Origin of the sequence: Thermomonas sp. (genome assembly GCF_047606765.1) — a bacterium.
Taxonomy (GTDB): domain Bacteria; phylum Pseudomonadota; class Gammaproteobacteria; order Xanthomonadales; family Xanthomonadaceae; genus Thermomonas.
In genome coordinates this window covers 1-17529 of sequence record NZ_JASGED010000126.1, presented here as the reverse complement: position 1 = coordinate 17529, position 17529 = coordinate 1, and the positions used below count along the sequence as shown (strand labels likewise).

Here is a 17529-nt window from a genome sequence, read left to right as displayed (position 1 = left end):
TGACTGTATCGCTTTCCCATCCCAACACCCTACACTCCGGCGCGTGTTGCACTTGTAGGTTGAGTCTGCCCTCCGTAGTCCCCGAAAACGAGCGGCAACCCAGGGAGCTCGGTGCGCAGCGCCTGCCACAGCAGCATCTCCTTGCGGACGACCGGTGCGCTACTGTCCTGTTTCTTAACCGCAAGGTCGATCGACTTTGGCATAGAAGACCCGGCAGTGGCGACGTACCGAAACCCATACCCGCTGAGCAGGTCTAGCACGCGGGTGGCGTCACCGATGATCTCCATGAGCGACCTGCTCGTAAGGTCCCCGAGGTCGATCAGGACAGCACAGTGCGCAGGACTGGCCTCAATGTCCTCGAGCATCTCCCCAACGCGGTCGTGGAAGACCTCGGGCTCGGCTGCGTCCTCAATCGCGCTTGCTTCGAGACGGAGGCAGACGTACGGAGCGTTCGAAAGGTCGAGTCCACGCATTGCGACGCGGTAGACCGGATCGTCCCAGCGGTCATATCCAAATACGGGAACCACAGTCACGCCCTGTGCTTTGAGACTTCCATGGAGGTACGCAAGAGCGTGTTCTCCGGTTTCGACCGTGGCATCGGGAGCCCAATTAAAGGCATCAGCAAGCACAAGTTCGCCTTTCCAAGACTTGCCGATGCTCTCCGCAACCTCATCAAGGTAGTCGGACACGGGTGTCGTACTGTACCTATACTTCTTCGCCTTCTGCCGGTTCTCGCTGATGATCGGAACATCAAACAGAGGGTGAATGGTCGCGGCGTGTGCTGCGTCTACATGCTTGGACGCTTCATACTCGCTAGAGAGGGACTTCAAGATAGGAAGATACGTGGGAGCCATTTCACACCTCACTTGAGGACAGAAAGAACGATCGAACATGCTGCTGACCAACCAAATTAGAGAAGGCGGTGTAGTTGCCAGACTCCTTTCGGAGCCTGCCAGCAACGATGGCCGGGTGAATCCGAAGCTCTCGCGCTAGCTTTTCGATCGTTTCCTTGCTCGGGGAAAGATACGCCTCGCTTCGGCGCCAAACGACTCTGGGGATGAAAGCCTCACGCGCCAGCCGGTTTGCCTCCGCTTCCCGTCGATCCTCTGAAGACGCATCTAGGTCGTCCAAGAAAGCCTCGTCGTTGGCGATGTGCTTCCAGACGTGCGCGACCTCGTGGACTAGCGTGAACCAGAAGTTGTCGAGCCTGTCGTGCCGCAAGGTCAACCCGACTATAGGGGTGCCATCCGCGTCCTTCAATGCTGCGCCGTCGAGCTGGGTACCCTTGAGGTGGGGCTCGATCACTACAGCGATTCCGTGACGCTCAAGGAATTCCACCGCCAGATGCGGCCCACGTTCCGACCAGCTCAGCTGAGCAAGCTCACGCAGAAATGCAGCGGACAACTTATCGGGCTCAAAGGGGCCAAGTCTCGGCTTCGCGATGCGCGCCTGCTGAATGACACGGGCGAGCCACGCGTACAGGGCGTATCTGGTCGTCGGGGACGCGGCTTCGCCGCCTATGCTACGGCGAAATGCCGCTGCTCCAAACTGGAGCCCCGCATCTTCGATGAACCCTTTTACAAGCTCCTCAACGCCCGTCTTGGCTTTCGCGGTAAAGTCCGACAGCCATCCACGGCGGGCCATCTCCTTAAAGGGAAACTTTGACCAGTCCACGTCCGCCTTGGCCGGGAGGCCGCGCTCTTCCGGAGCCGACAGCCCGACCAGCGTCTCAGCTGAAATGCCAAGCCCGATGGACAATGCGCGGATCATCTGGACGGTGAGTGGACGCTTACGCGCGAGAACCTCCGACACCCTGCTCCTCGTGCCGAAGTACGGAACGAGGTCGGCCTGCTTGAGCCCTTTCTCTTGCATGCGGAAAAGAATGGCGTCAACGGGGTCAGGGCTTTCGATCGGGAACTTGCTGTTCTCATATGCCTCGATCAGGACGGTCAGCAATTCGAGCTGATCGCTCTGCGCAGAGCCAACCGCCGGCTGGCACGCCATGAGCTCTTGCACCTCCCGTAGGTAGGTCAAATACTGCTCTTCGGTGCGGATAACCTTAGCGTCCATAAGAAGTGTCGATCTTGTTCATTTCGAGAATCAGGGCTACGCCCTGCGCGAACGCGACCTGCAGCCGCACCCAGTAGCCGCTGGTCCCAATTGGGAAGGCGAAGTCGCCTTCAGGACTTGTCTGCGCGTTAGGGAACTGGTCCGTAAGGTCTTCAGGGCGACGCCAGTGGGCATGCGCCACTTCTGCGCACCAGCTACGCAGCCAGCGGTCCACGTCGTCGCCCACCCGTTTCAGCTTGTCTCGCCCGATCAGCTTCATGGCTGTATGTTCCCATTTCGGGAACATAATAGCCCCATCTCTTGGGGCGTCAATAGTTCATCATTTGGGAACTTTCTTGTCCCGATGAACGAAAACTTTGGCCGGTAGATGCAGTTTGCCTCGGCCTATGCACCTACAAATGATTGATTTTTAATCAAATAGCTCTCTTGGATGGCGGCTCCAGTAGAGCGGCGGGACTGATATCCAGCGCTTGGGCTAAACGGTAGATGTTCAGCAGGGCAATGTTGCGTTGCCCCCGCTCAACGCCTCCGAGATAGCTGCGTGCCAGCCCACTGGTCAGGGCAAGGCTCTCCTGTGACAGGCCCCTGGCCCTTCTGATCTCGGCAAGCCGCAGCCCGAACAGGGCTCGCGGATCGGTGGGTATCGTGTCCTTCGGCATGTGGACAACGATGGAGTGGAGTCCATTATTGGGCCACGCTCCATGAGTACACCCTCTATAAGTGACAATTCCTCACCCCGCCTCTACCATGCCGGGAAGGGAGGAGCCCCTTATGGCCGGGACCGTTCGTACCCTTGGATCGGCGCTATTGATGGCCTTTGCGCCGCCGATTGGCGGGGTCGCCCTGCTGGCGGCGATCGGGGCCGCGCTGACGTGGGCCTTTGCTCCAACCCGTGAGGGTGGCGGGGCGGCGACCGTGTTCGTTATCTCCGCTGGGGTGCTTGCCGCCGTTCTCTGGCTGCTGGCACGAGCACGACGCCGTGCCCAGCGGCTAATAGCGGCTATCAACACCGCTAACGACTTGCAGCTCGATCCGCGTCATCTACTCGGCTACCCGAGCCCAGTCGTCGTCGCCTTTGACCGGATGCACCGGCATTTCGCGATCTGCAATGCCTCAACCTCAACCTACCGAGTCTTTGCCTTCGAGCATGTGCTGCGCTGGTACGCGGACTGGGAGACCCGCACGCACATGCAACTGTCCGGTACTGGCGACTGGGTGCAGGGCACGCACATCCGTTCTCCCACGTTCACGCCGGTCGAACGCGACGAGCAGTTTGCGCTCGTGCTGGAGGTAGCGGACCCCGACACACCACAACTCGTTTTTCCCATGTCCGAGCGCAATGCGATCTCGTGGTGCGCGCGACTGAACGCAATCTTCAACGGAGGAAGCTCGTGAAAGCCACGCTCAAGTGTCGAATGCTGAATCTCTTTCTGGCTGCATGCGTGCTCCCCGCCATGGCAGCGGCATCGCCAGTAGCTTCACCCGTCAGCGACTTGCAGCGGGCAATCGCGTGTGAGGCCGGTACCGATACGCTTCCGATCTTGCGTCGGCACGGAGTGCCCATCAACGGTGAGCGGCATGTGTTGGATGGGGCCGTCGTGATCTATGGTGTAAAGGCGGAGGCCGTCTTTGTAACCGAAGACCGCAACGACCTCAGCCTTTATGTAGAAATTCCCATGCGCCAGAAAAAGGCGTTTGCCAAAGCAGCTGGCATGCAGCACCTGCAAGATGACGAGACCTCGGTCTATACGAAAACGCTGCCATCTGGAGCCGTGCTTGCCATTGACGACATCAGCGATGAAGGCGATACCGCAGTGCTTGAATGCAGAATCTGATCGATATTTCGCGTGTACGGCAGGTGGTCCATGCAATGACATGGCTTTCTGATGGGTTGATCTAAATATCCTTAGAAAACATGGCGTTACATGATTTTTACGGCTTGACGATGATTAGCATGGCGCGCAGCATGTTCATTCCTAAACTTGCTGCTTTCTGGCCTGCGTCATGCGCAAATCTACCCAGCTCGAACTCGCGTTCTTGCTGCACTACGGTCCTCTGATTCCCGCTTCGCGGCTCGTCAATCTGCTTGGATTCGACTCGTACCAAGCATTGGACATCGCGCGGCGGAGAAACGGGTTGCCCTTCTCTGGGCTACGAATCCCCGGACGGAGAGGCTGGTTCGCACGGACAGGAGATGTCTGCGCATGGATTGAGTCGGTGAGCGAGTACGCCGCCGGACAGGGTGCCTCAGAAGAAGGAGGACGCGCATGACGTAGCCCTTACTTCCCTGATCGTTTCGTACCTGCGGAAATGCAAAAGCCCCCGGCGTTGGCGCGCACAGGGGCTTGGGATGCAGAGGACAGCTAGGTGTCTGCATTCTGCGCAACCGCATCCCGACCGTCAAGCCCCCCGCTCGGCCAATTCGCGACCGGGACGGGCGGCTTTTGCCTCCACTGGCCCGATCCCAGGGCAGTGTGGCTTGGCTGCGAGTCTTTACATGCGGAAACTCAAAGAACTGTGCCGATGGATACTCCGAACGGATCTATCCAATCGCAAAATTGCCGAGCAACTTCGTTGCTCTTCCACCACAGTTGGCCGCTATCGCGAGATATTGGCTGAACAGGGATGGGACTGGCCTCAGATCGACTCAATGGACGAACTAGCGTTGGCTCGCAAACTCAACCCGAGCCGGTACGTCAGTCGAAAAGTTTTTCTCGAACCCGACTGGTCCTACATCCATCGTGAGTATCAACGCCCCGGGGTAACGCTATTGCTACTCCATGAGGAGTACGCCTGTAATTTGGGCGAGCGTGCCATGTCAGAGACCGAGTTCCGCCGGCGCTACCACAGATATGCACGCACGCGCGGCTTGGTAATGCGTCAGGTACGCCCGCCTGGCCAAGACTTGTTCCTCGACTTCTCTGGGGTACGGCCGTACATCACTGATCCAGCTACTGGAAAGAAACAAGCGGTGGAATTATTCGTGGCGGTCATGGGCGCCAGTCGCAAGACTTTCGTCTATGCGGTTCAGAGCCAGAAGCTGCCGGACTGGATCGATAGCAATGCTCAGGCATTGCGATTTTTTGGAGGAGTGCCGATGTATCTGGTGCCGGACAATCTTAAAGCGGCAGTCACCCGCCGCACTCGTGAAGACGGGCCATTGATCAACGCCACTTACATGGAGTTCGCCTCACACTACGACACCGACATCATGCCAGCCGGACCGCGTAAGCCCAAGCACAAGGCGCCGGTAGAAATTGGTGTGCAACTAGCTCAGCGCTGGATACTGGCCCGGCTGCGAAACCGAACTTTTTTCAGTCTTGACGAGTTGAACCTGGCAATCGCAGAGCTGACAGAACTTTTGAACAACAAGCCAATGCGTGGCTGTGGCGATAAAAGCCGCAATCAGCTGTTCGAGGAGCTGGATGCTCCGGCACTGCGGCCGCTACCGAACTCCGCCTATGAGTTCGCAGAGTGGAAGCTGAACATCACCGTGGGGCAGGACTACCACGTGGCTTGGCACCAACATTATTACTCTGTCCACCATGCCTTAGTGGGCCGCAAGGTCGATTTGCGCGCTGCTGCCCGGCAAGTATCGATCTACTTACAGGGCAAGCGTGTGGCTACGCACCAGCGAGACGATACACCCGGCGGTTTCAGCACCTTAGAGGAGCATATGCCGCCAGCGCACAGGGCCTATGGGCGAGATAGCTACGAAACGATCGCGGCATGGGCAAGCCAGCAGCGTGGCGCAATTGCGACCTTCTTCGAGCAGCATGTCACTCATTACGGCAGTGCGGGACGTTCGTTTCAAGCAGGCCGCGGACTGCGTGCATTGGCGCGCCAGTATGGGGTAGACCGGCTACAGGCTGCCTGTGCCCGAGCACTCATCATGAACGCCCGCAGCATCAGTTCGGTCAAGTCGATGCTAAAGCGCGGCATTGAGTGTACCGAGCTTCATGGCCATGAGGCTGCTAACGACGACCCAATTGCGCACGAGAACGTGCGCGGCTCTGGCTACTACGAGAGAGAGTAAGGAACCAACCAAATGACAATACAAGCCACTCTGGAATTGATGCGTGAGCTGCGTCTACACGGCATGCTCGAAGCCCTGACCCAGCAGCAGGAACAGCCCACCTACAGCGGTCTTGGATTCGAGCAACGCTTGGCCCATTTGGTCAATGCTGAGAGTAGCCATCGCGATACCCAGCGGCTCCAGCGCCTGCTCAAGAATGCCAAACTGAAGTATCAAGCCACACCAGAGGCCATTGACTATCGTCACTCTCGTGGACTGGATCGTGAATTGATGGCCGAGCTACTCACTTCCAGTTGGATTGACCGGCAGCAGAACCTGCTGATCACTGGCTTGACCGGTACCGGTAAGACTTGGCTTGGCTGTGCCTTGGGCGTACAGGCAGCTCGGCGTGGCTACAGCGTACTGTACAAGCGCACGGCGCGTCTGCTGGAAGAAATGGATGTGGCGCATAAGGACGGCTCCATTGCCAAGATTCGCGGTCAATTGGCCAAGACCCGGTTACTGATCCTGGACGATTTCGGGCTATCAGTCATGAATGTCCGTGCCCGCAGTGATCTGCTGGAGCTACTGGATGACAGGGTTGGCACTGGCTCGACAATGATGCTTGGTCAGATGCCTGTGAAGGACTGGCATTCCTTCATTAACGATCCAGCTCTAGCCGATGCCATCCTCGACCGACTGATCCATAGCAGCCATCGAATTTCTCTCAAAGGTGACTCGATGCGCAAGCAACAGCCAACAGTCAGCTCCAGCTAGTCGGAGCCAAACCGCAAGAGGTGATCAGTTGGCTGGCGGTATCGCCCAGCCAACGTTGTGCTGATGCCCAATGTGTTCGACCGAGGTGATCAGATTGGATGGCGATCAGTGATCAGTTGGCTGCCGTTTCGTAGGGTACGAGCCTGATTCGGTGGCCGCGTACCCCAAAACGTACCCCGGAATTGGGGTATGTCTAGGGATGCTGGATGACGTTGCAGGGGGTTTGGCAACAAAAAAACCCTGATTTCTCAGGGGTTTAGGGTGTTTCCGGGATGTTGCGGGATATGTAGATGGTGGAGCCAGGGAGGATCGAACTCCCGACCTCGTCATTGCGAACGACGCGCTCTCCCAGCTGAGCTATGGCCCCAAGGGGAACCGAAGTTTAAGTGAGTCGTTGGGGGGGCGGCAAGCGGGCGTTTTTTTCGTCAGGGCTGGCCGGTTTCGCGGCCACGGCAGGGTGCGCGGAAGGTTTCGATGGTGCCGCGATCCTGCAGGGTGACGAAGACGCTACGGCCATCGCTGCCGCCAAAGGCGACGTTGGTGGGTTTGCTGCCTTTCAACGGGACTTCGCGCAGCAGCTTGCCATCCGGCGAGACCACGGCCACGTTGCCTGCGCCGTAGCGGGCGATGTGCAGGTCGCCGCAGGCGTCGGTGCGCATGCCGTCCATGCCGTGGTCGGGGAACTGGATCAGCAGGCGCTTGCCGGACACGCTGCCGTCTGCCGCGATGTCGTAGGCCCAGACCTTGCGCTGCACGCTTTCGTTGACGTACAGGCGCTTGCCGTCCGGCGAGACTTCCACGCCGTTGGTGGTGCCCATGCCGGTTTCGAGCAAGGTCACGCTGCCGTCCGTGGCGATGCGCCAGAGCTGGCCGCTTGCGTTCTTCCAGTCCGGGTCGCTGGCGTAGAGGGTGCCATTCGGGGCGATGGCGATGTCGTTGGGCTGGTGCGCATCGGGCAGGTGGGCGAACACGCGCACGGCGCGGGTGGCGGTGTTGATGGCAAGGATGTTGTGGCCGGTGTAGTCGGCCACGTACATTGTGCCGTCGCGACCGAAGCGGATGCCGTTGCCGGTGCTGCCTTCGGGCAGGGTCACGAACAATTCCGCCTTGCCCGCGCCGGGTAAGCCTGTGACCTTGCCGATGGTGCCATCGCGCCCGAAGCTCACCGCGTACAGCGCGCCATCGGGGCCGGTGGCCGGGCCTTCGATGCCGGCGCTGAACACGCCGTCGCCGATGTGGTCGCGGACGCTGTGCGTGCCTGGCGTGCTGGCGCAGGCGGCAAGCAGCAGTGCGCAGGGCAGGGCGAAGGCGAACGGTGCGAATCCGGGCATGTGCGGGGGCTCTTGTGTGGGTGCGATGGGTTCAGCCGGCCAGCAGCGGGGCCAGCCGGGGTTCCAGCAGGCCGCGACGCCAGCCGGCCAGCGCGCCATTCCAGCCGCCGCCGTCCTGCAGGGCTTCCAGCAGCTTGCGCGAGGCCAGCAGGCCTTCGGGCAGGTCGAGTTCCGCCGCGATGGCGGCAACCGCGTCCTGCATCGCGCGCAACTGCTTCTTGTCGCGGTCATCGCCGCGCGCCAGCGGTGCGTCGGCTTCATCCTCCAGCGGCGTGGACAGCGCCTGCCACAGTGCATCGCGCAGCCCGCGCGGGGCTTTTGGTGCGGCATCCAGTTGGCTGCGGAAGGCGGCTTCGTCGGCGGGGTTGGCGCGCGCCAGCATCACCGCCAGTTCGTTGTCCAGGATCCAGCTGCGCGGGCGGTCGCTGCTGCGCGCCTGCACCTCGCGCCAGCGCAGCAGGCGCAGCAGCCGGCGCTGGCCTGCAGCATCGAGGAACTGCGCGCTGCGCATCGCCAGATGCGGCCAGCGGTCGCCTTCGTCATTCGCAGCGTTCGCGAGTTGGCGCGTGCTGTCCTCGGCCAGCCAGCCGCTGCGGCCCTGCGCGTCCAGCCGCGCAAGCAATTCACGATGCAGGGCGTGCAGGTGGCGCACGTCGTCCGCCGCGTAGTCCAGTTGCGCGGGCGACAGCGGGCGACGCAGCCAGTCGGAGCGCGTTTCGCCCTTTTCCAGTTCCACCCCGGTGACGGCCTGCACCAGCTTCTGGTAGCCAAGGCCCGCGCCGAAGCCGCACAGCGCGGCGGCGGCCTGGGTATCGAACATCGGTGCCGGCAGCGTGCCGCAGGCGTGACGAAACGCCACAAGATCCTCGCTGGGGCTGTGCATGATCTTCAGCACGGCGGGATCGGCCAGCAGCGGGGCCAGTGCCTCGGTGATGCCGGGTGCCAGCGCATCGACCAGCAGGATGTCTTCGCTGCGTTCGCTCAGCGCGATCTGCACCAGCGCCAATTGCGGCCAGTAGGTGCGCTCGCGGATGAACTCCGTATCCAGCCCGATGACCGGGTGTGGGGCTTCAAGGCGCGCATGCAGCGCGTCGGGGGTGTCGATCCAGTTCGTCATCCGTGCATTATGCGGTTGCCGGGCGCAGGCACTTGGCCTAACGTCGCCCGCGATCCTTCGTCGGCATGCCGCCGGCATTGCTGGAGCATGGTTTGCGCGCAGTCTGGCCCGTCATCGCAGTGATCCTTTCGCTGGCACTGGCCGGGTGCAAGCCTGCGCCAACGCCGCCCGTGGAGGATGCACCGGCGGTCGAACACGCCGCGCAACCCGAGGGCCGGGTGCGGATCAGCGGCGACGATGCGCTGGCCGATGTGCTGAGCTGGTCGCTGCCGCAGGTGGAGATCACCGATCCTGCGCAGGCGCGCAAGGCGGCGCGCAAGGCACTGGCGGCGGGCGATTTGTTCGAGAACGCGGATTCGGCCATCCCGTTGCTGATGGCATTGCAGCGCGTACATCCGGGCGATGCCGGTGACGCGCGCTTGCTGGAACAGGCACGCGACGCGTTGCTGGCGCAGGCCAAGGCCGCGCTGGACGCGGCGGACGACGATGCCTCGCTGCAATTCGCGCAGCGCCACGGCACGGTGCTGCGCGCGTTGTGGCCGCAGTTGCCGGAGGTGCAGGCCTATCTGGTCGAGGTGGACAAGGCCGGGCAGGCACGCGACCTGGCGCTGTCCGGTGAACGCGCGCTGCGGGCGGGTTCTCTGGACGAAGACGGCGGCGCATTGCAGCAGTTTCGCGCCGCGCAGCGCCTGCACCCGCTGCAACGTGCGGAAGCGGGCATCGAGGCGGTCGAGGCCGCATTGCTGGCGGAAGCCGAAGCACAGGCAACCGGCGGTGATTTCGATGCCGCCGCCGCGCTGCTGACACGCGCTGCGCAGGTGCGCCGGCATCCACAGACGATTGCCGATGCACGCGCGCGCATCGACGTGATCCGCGCCAATCGCGTGCGTCGCCTGCGCGACGAGGGCCTGATCGCGCTGGGCGATGCCGACGGCCTGCGCGCCGCGCGCCAGCGGCTGGCCGAGATGCTGCGGATCGCGCCCGCCGGCGATCCGGCAAGTTCTGAGCTGCGCGAACGCATCGACCTTGCCACCCATTACGGCCTGTTCCGTCCGGGGCAGGTGTTCACCGATGGGCTGGGCGACGGCAGCCGTGGGCCGCAACTGGTGGTGGTGCCGCATGGCGCGTTCCTGATGGGTGCGCCGGAAGGCGAGCGCGACGCGACGCCCGCCGAACAGCCGCAGCACATGATCCGGCTGGAACGCGGCTTCGCCATGACCCGCCACGAAATCACCGTGGGCGAATATCGCCGCTTCGTGAACGCCAGTGGTTACGTGTCGCGCGCCACCCATCGCGGGCATTCCATGGCCTATGACGTGCGCAGCGGCAATTTCGTCCGCGGCAGCGGCATCGACTGGCGTTCGGCTTACGACGGCAGGCCCGCCGCCGACGACATGCCGGTGATCCATGTTTCCGCGCGCGACGCCGAAGCCTATGCGGCATGGCTGACCCAGCAGACCGGCGCGTATTACCGCCTGCCCAGCGAAGCGGAGTTCGAGTACGCGCTGCGCGCGGGCCGGCAGACGCGCTTCCCGTGGGGCGCGGATGCACCGCCGGCGGGCGTGGAAAACCTCACCGGTGGCGATGATGTTTCGCCGCAGGGCCGGCGCTGGGGCAATGCCTTCAAGGGCTACGGCGACGGCCACTGGGGGCCGGCCCCGGTCGGCAGTTTTGCCGCGAATGGTTACCGCCTGCACGACATGGGCGGCAACGTCAGCGAATGGATCGCCGACTGCTGGCACGAGGGCTATCGCCGCGCACCGGCCACCGGTGCCGCGTGGGTGAACCCCGGTTGCCGCAACCGCATGTACCGGGGCGGGTCGTGGGCCAGTTCACCGGCACAGGCGCGTTCGGCGTGGCGCACCTCCGGCGGTACCGATGTCACCAACGCGCGGGTCGGGTTCCGGCTGGTGCGGCAGTTGTAATATCTGCAGGCAGGAGCGGCGCGGCCATCGCGCCCGGACAGAGGAAAAAACGATGAACCAGGACCCGATGGGCTACGGACGACAACGGCGCGGCGGTGGGCTGCGGATCTGGGTGCTGGTCGCGTTCGCGGCCTATGGCGCCTACTACTATTTTTCCAACCGCACCGTTGATCCGTACACCGGCGAGAAGGTGCTGATCGACAAGAACATGGACGCCTCGCAGGAAAGCGCGATGGGCCTGCAGGCCTATCGCGAGATCCTCAGCCAGGAGCGCCCGGTCGATCCGAACTCGCAGATCGCCCAGCAGATTCGCGGCATCGCCACCCGCCTGATCGACAAGGTGGACGAGGTGGAGCGCGACCTTGCCGCCGAACGCGGCGTGCAGCCGCAGAACTTTGCCGCCGGTTTCGAGTGGGCGGTGAACGTGATCCAGTCCGATCAGGCCAATGCCTTCGCCCTGCCGGGCGGCAAGATGGCGGTCTATACCGGTCTGGTGCCGGTGGCGCAGAACGCCGACGGCATGGCGGTGGTGATGGGGCACGAAATCGCCCATGCGCTGATGCGCCACGGTGCGCAGCGTATGTCGCGCGGCAAGCTGGAGCAGATCGGGCAGATGGCCGGTGCCGCCAGTGGCATGGATGCCGGCACCCTGCAGACGGTGATGCAGGCTTATGGCGTGACCTCGGCGCTGCCGTATGCGCGCGGGCATGAATCACAGGCCGATGAAGTGGGCCTGATGCTGGCGGCTGCGGCCTGCTTCGACCCGCGTGAGGCGGTGCCGCTGTGGCAACGCATGGAGCAGTTGAGCGGTGGCCAGAGCCCGCCGGAGTTTGCATCGACCCACCCCAGCGCCGAGACCCGCATCAAGAATCTGGAAGCCTTGATGCCGAAGGCGCTGGCGTTTCGCGAGAAATATTGCAGCGGTAACGCCGCGCGCTGAAAACCCGGCGTGATGCCGAATGCAAAAACGGGCCGCAAGGCCCGTTTTTCATTGCACGAAGGGTAATGCCGAAACTTCAGCGCGGCTTGCGCGGTTCCTGATTGCGGCTGTTGCCGGAGGAACTGCCCATGCCGCCGGTCAGGTTGTTCTGGAAGTCCTTCCACAATTCCATGTTGCGCTCGGTGAGCTGGTTCAGCATCGTCCAAGGCGTCTGCCCCAGCAGGCCACCCATCTGCTGGCGGAACTGCTGCTGCTGATCCATGAACATCTGCATCGAGCGTTCCAGGTAATTGCCCATGAAACCCTGCAGCGAGTCGCCATAGAAACGGATCAGCTGGCTGAGCATCTGGGTGGACAGCATCGGCTGACCATCCTGCTCATGCTCGGTGATGATCTGCAGCAATACCTGACGGGTCAGGTCTTCGCCGGTCTTGGCGTCGCGCACCTCGAAACTCTCGCCATCGACGATCAGCTGGCGCACGTCCTCGATGGTGATGTAGCTGGAGATCTCGGTGTCGTAGAGGCGACGGTTCGGATACTTCTTGATGATGCGGATCGCGGTCATTGAGCAAACACTCTAGCGGCGCTGGGCGCAGCATGGCGCAGCGCAGCAATGCTTGCAACTCCCGGGCTCCGCCCAGGGTTTTCGGGCGGGTCGGTAAACTTCCGCGATGGAGAACGCATTGAAGGAACGTTTCGGCGGCATTGACCGCCTGTACGGCAGTGGCGCGCTGGCGCGGCTTGCGGGATGCCACGTCACCGTGGTCGGGATCGGCGGCGTGGGCTCGTGGGCGGTGGAGGCATTGGCGCGCAGCGGCGTTGGCAGGCTCACCCTGATCGATGCCGACGATCTGTGCGTGTCCAACACCAACCGCCAGTTGCCGGCGCTGGACGGCCAGTACGGGCGCGCCAAGATCGAGGCGATGGGCGAGCGCTGCCGCGCGATCAACCCCGGCATTGCACTGAACCTGAAGCCGCAGTTCCTGACGCCTTCCAACCTGGACGAGCTGCTGGGTACGCCCTGCGATCTGGTGCTGGATGCCTGCGACAGTTTCCGCAGCAAGGTCGAAGCCATTGCCTACTGCCGCCGCCGCAAGCAGCCCATCGTCACCGTTGGTTCCGCCGGTGGCCGTAGCGATGTCACCCAAATCCGCGTGCGCGACCTGTCACGCACCGAGCATGACGCGATGCTCTCGCTGATCCGCAAGAAGCTGCGTGGCGAATTCAATTTCCCGAAAAACCACGACCGCTATTTCGGCGTGCCGGCGGTGTACTCGCTGGAGAACGTGCGCTACCCGCAGGCCGACGGCAGCGTTTGCGGCATCCGCCCGCAACTGGGCAAGGACGAGGCGCTGAAACTGGATTGTGGCGCAGGCCTGGGCGCAGCGACCCACGTCACCGGTGCATTCGCATTCGCGGCGGTGGGGAAGGCGTTGGAGATGTTGTTGAAGGCGCGGTGATGACGGGTAGGTGCGGAGCTTGCTCCGCATCATTTCGTGAGCATCGGCGCCTATCGCCGGGTGTTCGCTCCGCCGCTCGAAATGCGGCGTCGCGATCCACCCGGCGCTCTCGCCGATGCATCAGGCACCGCGCATCAGGTCAACGGCAACCCGAACAACCGCTCCGCATTCGCCGTCGTCGCGGCGGCAATTTCTTCGCGCGAAACGCCGCGCAATGCCGCCACCACATCCAGCACTTCAGGCAGATGCGCCGGTTCATTGCGCTGCCCGCGATGCGCTGCGCCGGGCTGGTCGGGGCTGTCGGTTTCCAGCAGCAATTGTTCGATGGGCATCGCCGCCACGATGCCGCGCAACCGGTTGGCGCGTTCATGCGTCACCGGCCCGCCGATGCCGAGCATGAAACCGAGCTTGTGCAACTGCGCCGCCTGCTCCGCGCTGCCGGAGTAGCTGTGTACCACGCCGCGCAGGCCACCGATCTTGCGGATGGCTCTGATGACCGCATCCACCGCGCGGCGTGCATGCACGATGACCGGCAGGTCGAATTCACGTGCCAGCTTCAACTGCCCGTCGAAATAAAACTGCTGCGTTTGCGCATCGAGGCCTTCGACGAAGAAATCCAACCCGCATTCGCCCACGGCGACCGGGCTCTCGCGTTCGATCCTCTCGCGCAGTGCATCGAGGTGTTCGGGGCGATGCGCATCCAGAAACATCGGATGCAGGCCGTAGGCCGGGAACAGGCCGGGGAAGTCCGCGCAGACTTGTTTCAGCTTCGGCCAGCCGGCGGCATCCACCGCCGGCACGATCTGCGTGACAACGCCTGCTGCCAATGCGCGCGCATGCGCCTTGGCGCGGTCGGTATCGAACTGCCTGGCGTCGAAGTGACTATGGCTATCAACAAGCTGCACAAGGAAGGGTGCATCTCAGCGACGGACTTCGCCGTCGATGGCGGGTTTCTCGTCGGCTGCGGGTTCCTTGCGATTTTTCCAGTTGGCCAGCAGCAGCGTGCCGAGGCCCAGCAGGATTTCGTCCATGAACGGGATCGGGTCGGGCAGCAACAAGGTCACCGCGAACAGCGCGGCAGTCAGCTTGAACAGCACCGGGAACCGCAATTTCCGTGCCCAGTTGAGCAGCGGCAGGATCAACGGATTGGCCATGGCATTGGATTCCGGGGAACTGGTGCGAACGCTAGCATGCACGCCGCCTTCGCGTGCATGAACGGCAGCCGCACGGCGTTGGTTGGCGTCTGCCTTTGTTCAGATTGTGCGTGCTGCAATCGCCTTGCCAGCAGCCGATAAGGAGGCAAGACCATGAAGAACAACACGATCGCGATTGCACTGGGTGCGCTGTTGCTGGGTGGCGTTGCCACTGCCGGTTACATGAACAACCGCGCCGGTGCTACCTCCACCCGGCCCGAGGCGGTCGCAGCGGATGCCGCAGGCATCGCCGCGGACGCCGTACCGGCATCGGGCGCTCTGGAATACGCGCAGGTGGTGTCGGTGGAGCCGGTGCTGGAAAGCGAGCAGCTCTACGCCACCGTGATTGGCACCTCGCCGGTGCGCGAGACCAGCACCGTCAACAATCCGCAGGAAATCTGCGAGGACGTGGTGGTGCAGGAGCGCCTGCCCGAGCGCGACGGCAACGTCGGCGGCACCGTGGCCGGTGCGGTGATCGGTGGCCTGGTCGGCAACCAGGTCGGCAAGGGCAATGGCCGCAAGGCCGCGACTGCCGCAGGCGCGGTGGCGGGTGGCTTCATCGGCAACCGGGTGGATCGCAACCACGTTGGCGGGCAGGTGGTGAACCGCACCGATCGCCAATGCCGCACGGTCAACAATGCTTCGACCACCTCGCGTACCGTGGCCTGGGACGTGACCTACCGCAACCCGGACGGCACCACCGGCAGCATGCGCACCGAGAAGAAGCCCGGCAGCCGCATCGCGCTGGGCAAGCAGGATCGCACCGTGGGTTATGACGTGACCTATCGCGTCGATGGCGAACTGCACAACGTGCGCCTTGACCATGCGCCGGCGGGCGAGCGCCTGCCGATGATCGATGGGCAGGTAGTGACGCAGGTGGCATCGATGCAGGGCAATCCGCAGCGCTAAATCATTTGCAAATGCGTGATGCCACGACGGGGCCGGGGCAATCCGGCCCCGTCTTCATTTAGGCGTGTCCATTTTGCGATGCGCGGATTGCAGCGCTTTCGGGCAAAGGCCGGCGTTTCGCAGGGCCGAGGTTTTCATATCGAAGGTGCCGGCTGGGCGGGCTGCGCCACTACAATGGTGCTTTCGTCCGAACCGACCGCAGCCATGGCCCTGAACCCCTACGACCTCTTCGATGTCCGTTCCCTGCTGAGCGAAGAGGAGCGCGCGGTGCAGGACACCGTGGCGCGCTTCACCGACGAGCGCGTGATCCCGATCATCGGTGATGCCTTCGACCAGGGCCGCTTCCCGAAGGAACTGGTGCCGGAAATCGCGGAACTGGGCCTATTGGGATCTTCACTGCCGGAAAAGTACGGCTGCGCTGGCCTCAACGGCGTCAGCTATGGCCTGATCTGCCAGGAACTGGAACGCGGCGATTCCGGCATCCGCAGCTTCGTGTCGGTGCAGAGCTCGCTGTGCATGTACCCGATCTACGCCTACGGCAGCGAAGAGCAGCGCATGCGCTGGCTGCCGGACATGGCGGCGGGCAAGGTGATTGGCTGCTTCGGCCTGACCGAGCCGCATGGCGGTTCCGACCCGGCCAACATGAAGACCCGCGCAGTGCGTGATGGCGATGACTGGGTCATCAACGGCAGCAAGATGTGGATCACCAACGGCAATCTGGCCGACATCGCCATCGTCTGGGCGCAGACCGAAGACGGCATTCAGGGCTTCGTGCTGGAGAAGGGCATGCCCGGCTTCACCGCGCAGGAGATCAAGCACAAGATGAGCCTGCGCGCATCGGTGACCAGCGCGCTGTTCTTCGACAACGTGCGCGTGCCGGACAGCAGCCGCCTGCCCAACGTGAAGGGCCTGAAGGGGCCGCTGGGTTGCCTGACGCAGGCGCGCTACGGCATCACCTGGGGGCCGATCGGTGCCGCCATCGCCTGCCTGCATGAAGTGCTGGGCTACACCAGGGAACGCATCCTGTTCGACCGCCCGGTTGCTGCCACCCAGAGCGCGCAGATCAAGATGGCCGAGATGGCCCGCCGCATCACGCTTGCGCAGTTGCTGGTGCTGCAACTGGGGCGTTTGAAGGATGCCGGCACGATGCAGCCGCAGCAGGTGAGCCTTGCGAAGTGGAACAACTGCCGCATGGCCATCGACATCGCCCGCGAATGCCGCGACCTGCTGGGTGGTGCCGGCATCACCACCGAGCACGCCGCGATTCGCCATGCGCTGAACCTGGAATCCGTCATCACCTACGAAGGCACGGAAACCGTGCATCAGCTGGTGATCGGGCGCGAGCTGACCGGCATCAACGCCTTTTGATTTTCCTTCTCCCTCCGGGAGAAGGTGGCCCGAAGGGCCGGATGAGGGTACGGCGCAGGCATGTGGCATCAATGGCATACCGAACCCTCACCCCAACCCCTCTCCCGGCGGGAGAGGGGCTTCAGGATCAAGCCAGATGAACATTGCCAACCTCCACCTCGAAACCAGCCGCCTGATCCTGCGCCCGCCGCAGCTCGCCGATTTCGAGCGTTATGCGGAATTGCTGGCCGACGAAGAGGCTTGCCGTTTCATCGGTGGCCACCTGCCGCGCGCGGCAGCATGGCGCAAGTTCCTGCAAATGCCCGGTGCATGGGCCGTGCAGGGGTTTGCGATGTTTTCGGTGATCGAAAAAGCGAGCGGGCAGTGGGTGGGCCAGATGGGGCCGTGGCAGCCGGACGGCTGGCCGGGCACCGAGATCGGTTAT

At 63.0% G+C, this 17529-nt stretch carries 19 protein-coding genes and 1 tRNA gene; 10 read left to right on the top strand and 10 right to left on the bottom strand.

Annotated elements, in window-relative coordinates; genetic code table 11:
* Positions 1 to 29: 29 nt before the first annotated feature.
* The 4 genes from QM612_RS11780 to QM612_RS11765 form a co-directional block, all read right to left on the bottom strand.
* Positions 30 to 830, bottom strand: a complete 801-nt coding sequence (locus QM612_RS11780) for a beta family protein (RefSeq protein WP_415254072.1) — start codon at positions 828 to 830, stop codon at positions 30 to 32.
* Positions 831 to 855: 25 nt separating this feature from the next.
* On the bottom strand, positions 856 to 2070 hold the full coding sequence (locus tag QM612_RS11775) for an ImmA/IrrE family metallo-endopeptidase (protein ID WP_415254071.1): 1215 nt from the start codon (positions 2068 to 2070) through the stop codon (positions 856 to 858).
* The gene (locus QM612_RS11770; protein WP_415254070.1) at positions 2060 to 2329 is read right to left on the bottom strand and encodes a hypothetical protein; all 270 of its coding nucleotides are present in this window, start codon (positions 2327 to 2329) and stop codon (positions 2060 to 2062) included. Before QM612_RS11770 ends, QM612_RS11775 begins: the two co-directional genes overlap by 11 nt.
* A gap of 154 nt (positions 2330 to 2483) precedes the next feature.
* On the bottom strand, positions 2484 to 2729 hold the full coding sequence (locus QM612_RS11765) for a helix-turn-helix domain-containing protein (RefSeq protein WP_415254069.1): 246 nt from the start codon (positions 2727 to 2729) through the stop codon (positions 2484 to 2486).
* A 112-nt stretch (positions 2730 to 2841) separates the two neighbouring features.
* On the opposite strand from QM612_RS11765, the gene QM612_RS11760 reads away from it, so the two are divergent.
* The 4 genes from QM612_RS11760 (at position 2842) to istB (ending at position 6862) form a co-directional block, all read left to right on the top strand.
* A complete protein-coding gene (locus QM612_RS11760) occupies positions 2842 to 3465 on the top strand; it encodes a hypothetical protein (protein ID WP_415254068.1) in 624 nt (207 codons plus the stop codon).
* Complete coding sequence (locus tag QM612_RS11755) at positions 3462 to 3905, top strand: hypothetical protein (protein WP_415254067.1); 444 nt, start codon at positions 3462 to 3464, stop codon at positions 3903 to 3905. Before QM612_RS11760 ends, QM612_RS11755 begins: the two co-directional genes overlap by 4 nt.
* 662 nt (positions 3906 to 4567) lie before the next feature.
* Positions 4568 to 6106, top strand: a complete 1539-nt coding sequence (gene istA / locus QM612_RS11750) for an IS21 family transposase (RefSeq protein WP_415254066.1) — start codon at positions 4568 to 4570, stop codon at positions 6104 to 6106.
* A 12-nt stretch (positions 6107 to 6118) separates the two neighbouring features.
* Positions 6119 to 6862 (top strand): IS21-like element helper ATPase IstB, encoded by a 744-nt coding sequence (gene istB, locus QM612_RS11745; RefSeq protein ID WP_415254065.1) that lies wholly within the window; start codon positions 6119 to 6121, stop codon positions 6860 to 6862.
* 291 nt (positions 6863 to 7153) lie between these two features.
* Here istB and QM612_RS11740 read toward each other — a convergent pair.
* The 3 genes from QM612_RS11740 to rnd form a co-directional block, all read right to left on the bottom strand.
* Positions 7154 to 7229: transfer RNA gene (locus QM612_RS11740), tRNA-Ala, on the bottom strand.
* Between the two features lie 58 nt (positions 7230 to 7287).
* Positions 7288 to 8193 (bottom strand): SMP-30/gluconolactonase/LRE family protein, encoded by a 906-nt coding sequence (locus QM612_RS11735; RefSeq protein WP_415254064.1) that lies wholly within the window; start codon positions 8191 to 8193, stop codon positions 7288 to 7290.
* Positions 8194 to 8224: 31 nt separating this feature from the next.
* Positions 8225 to 9310 carry a ribonuclease D gene (rnd, locus tag QM612_RS11730; protein ID WP_415254063.1) on the bottom strand — a complete coding sequence of 362 codons (1086 nt, stop codon included), beginning with the start codon at positions 9308 to 9310 and terminating at the stop codon, positions 8225 to 8227.
* Between the two features lie 65 nt (positions 9311 to 9375).
* Here rnd and QM612_RS11725 point away from each other — a divergent pair, with 65 nt between their 5' ends.
* Together QM612_RS11725 and QM612_RS11720 are read left to right on the top strand one after the other, a co-directional pair.
* Positions 9376 to 11235 (top strand): SUMF1/EgtB/PvdO family nonheme iron enzyme, encoded by a 1860-nt coding sequence (locus tag QM612_RS11725; RefSeq protein ID WP_415254062.1) that lies wholly within the window; start codon positions 9376 to 9378, stop codon positions 11233 to 11235.
* 52 nt (positions 11236 to 11287) lie between these two features.
* Positions 11288 to 12175: a M48 family metallopeptidase gene (locus QM612_RS11720; RefSeq protein ID WP_415254061.1), complete on the top strand. Its 888-nt coding sequence runs from the start codon at positions 11288 to 11290 to the stop codon at positions 12173 to 12175.
* Between the two features lie 76 nt (positions 12176 to 12251).
* On the opposite strand, the gene phaR is transcribed toward QM612_RS11720, so the two are convergent.
* Positions 12252 to 12740: a polyhydroxyalkanoate synthesis repressor PhaR gene (phaR, locus tag QM612_RS11715; RefSeq protein WP_415254060.1), complete on the bottom strand. Its 489-nt coding sequence runs from the start codon at positions 12738 to 12740 to the stop codon at positions 12252 to 12254.
* Between the two features lie 106 nt (positions 12741 to 12846).
* Between phaR and QM612_RS11710 the strand changes: the two genes are divergently transcribed.
* Positions 12847 to 13635 (top strand): ThiF family adenylyltransferase, encoded by a 789-nt coding sequence (locus QM612_RS11710; protein WP_415254059.1) that lies wholly within the window; start codon positions 12847 to 12849, stop codon positions 13633 to 13635.
* A gap of 134 nt (positions 13636 to 13769) precedes the next feature.
* On the opposite strand, the gene QM612_RS11705 is transcribed toward QM612_RS11710, so the two are convergent.
* Positions 13770 to 14540, bottom strand: coding sequence for a TatD family hydrolase (locus QM612_RS11705; RefSeq protein WP_415254058.1), 771 nt, complete (start codon positions 14538 to 14540; stop codon positions 13770 to 13772).
* Between the two features lie 15 nt (positions 14541 to 14555).
* Entirely contained in the window at positions 14556 to 14789 is a 234-nt protein-coding gene (locus tag QM612_RS11700) for a DUF6116 family protein (RefSeq protein ID WP_415254057.1), read from the bottom strand.
* A gap of 153 nt (positions 14790 to 14942) precedes the next feature.
* Between QM612_RS11700 and QM612_RS11695 the strand changes: the two genes are divergently transcribed.
* The 3 genes from QM612_RS11695 to QM612_RS11685 all read left to right on the top strand — a co-directional run.
* The gene (locus tag QM612_RS11695; protein WP_415254056.1) at positions 14943 to 15737 is read left to right on the top strand and encodes a glycine zipper 2TM domain-containing protein; all 795 of its coding nucleotides are present in this window, start codon (positions 14943 to 14945) and stop codon (positions 15735 to 15737) included.
* A 204-nt stretch (positions 15738 to 15941) separates the two neighbouring features.
* Positions 15942 to 17105: an acyl-CoA dehydrogenase family protein gene (locus QM612_RS11690; protein ID WP_415254055.1), complete on the top strand. Its 1164-nt coding sequence runs from the start codon at positions 15942 to 15944 to the stop codon at positions 17103 to 17105.
* Between the two features lie 136 nt (positions 17106 to 17241).
* On the top strand, positions 17242 to 17529 hold a 288-nt coding region (locus QM612_RS11685), incomplete at its 3' end, for a GNAT family N-acetyltransferase (RefSeq protein ID WP_415254054.1).

Excerpts from the sequence above, each read along its gene's own strand:
- QM612_RS11710 (WP_415254059.1), top strand. The coding sequence starts at position 12,847 with ATGGAGAACGCATTGAAGGAACGTTTCGGCGGCATTGACCGCCTGTAC.
- phaR (WP_415254060.1), bottom strand. The coding sequence starts at position 12,740 with ATGACCGCGATCCGCATCATCAAGAAGTATCCGAACCGTCGCCTCTAC.
- QM612_RS11690 (WP_415254055.1), top strand. The coding sequence starts at position 15,942 with ATGGCCCTGAACCCCTACGACCTCTTCGATGTCCGTTCCCTGCTGAGC.
- QM612_RS11770 (WP_415254070.1), bottom strand. The coding sequence starts at position 2,329 with ATGAAGCTGATCGGGCGAGACAAGCTGAAACGGGTGGGCGACGACGTG.
- QM612_RS11735 (WP_415254064.1), bottom strand. The coding sequence starts at position 8,193 with ATGCCCGGATTCGCACCGTTCGCCTTCGCCCTGCCCTGCGCACTGCTG.
- QM612_RS11695 (WP_415254056.1), top strand. The coding sequence starts at position 14,943 with ATGAAGAACAACACGATCGCGATTGCACTGGGTGCGCTGTTGCTGGGT.
- QM612_RS11765 (WP_415254069.1), bottom strand. The coding sequence starts at position 2,729 with ATGCCGAAGGACACGATACCCACCGATCCGCGAGCCCTGTTCGGGCTG.
- rnd (WP_415254063.1), bottom strand. The coding sequence starts at position 9,310 with ATGACGAACTGGATCGACACCCCCGACGCGCTGCATGCGCGCCTTGAA.
- QM612_RS11760 (WP_415254068.1), top strand. The coding sequence starts at position 2,842 with ATGGCCGGGACCGTTCGTACCCTTGGATCGGCGCTATTGATGGCCTTT.
- QM612_RS11725 (WP_415254062.1), top strand. The coding sequence starts at position 9,376 with ATGCCGCCGGCATTGCTGGAGCATGGTTTGCGCGCAGTCTGGCCCGTC.
- istA (WP_415254066.1), top strand. The coding sequence starts at position 4,568 with ATGCGGAAACTCAAAGAACTGTGCCGATGGATACTCCGAACGGATCTA.
- istB (WP_415254065.1), top strand. The coding sequence starts at position 6,119 with ATGACAATACAAGCCACTCTGGAATTGATGCGTGAGCTGCGTCTACAC.
- QM612_RS11700 (WP_415254057.1), bottom strand. The coding sequence starts at position 14,789 with ATGGCCAATCCGTTGATCCTGCCGCTGCTCAACTGGGCACGGAAATTG.
- QM612_RS11775 (WP_415254071.1), bottom strand. The coding sequence starts at position 2,070 with ATGGACGCTAAGGTTATCCGCACCGAAGAGCAGTATTTGACCTACCTA.
- QM612_RS11720 (WP_415254061.1), top strand. The coding sequence starts at position 11,288 with ATGAACCAGGACCCGATGGGCTACGGACGACAACGGCGCGGCGGTGGG.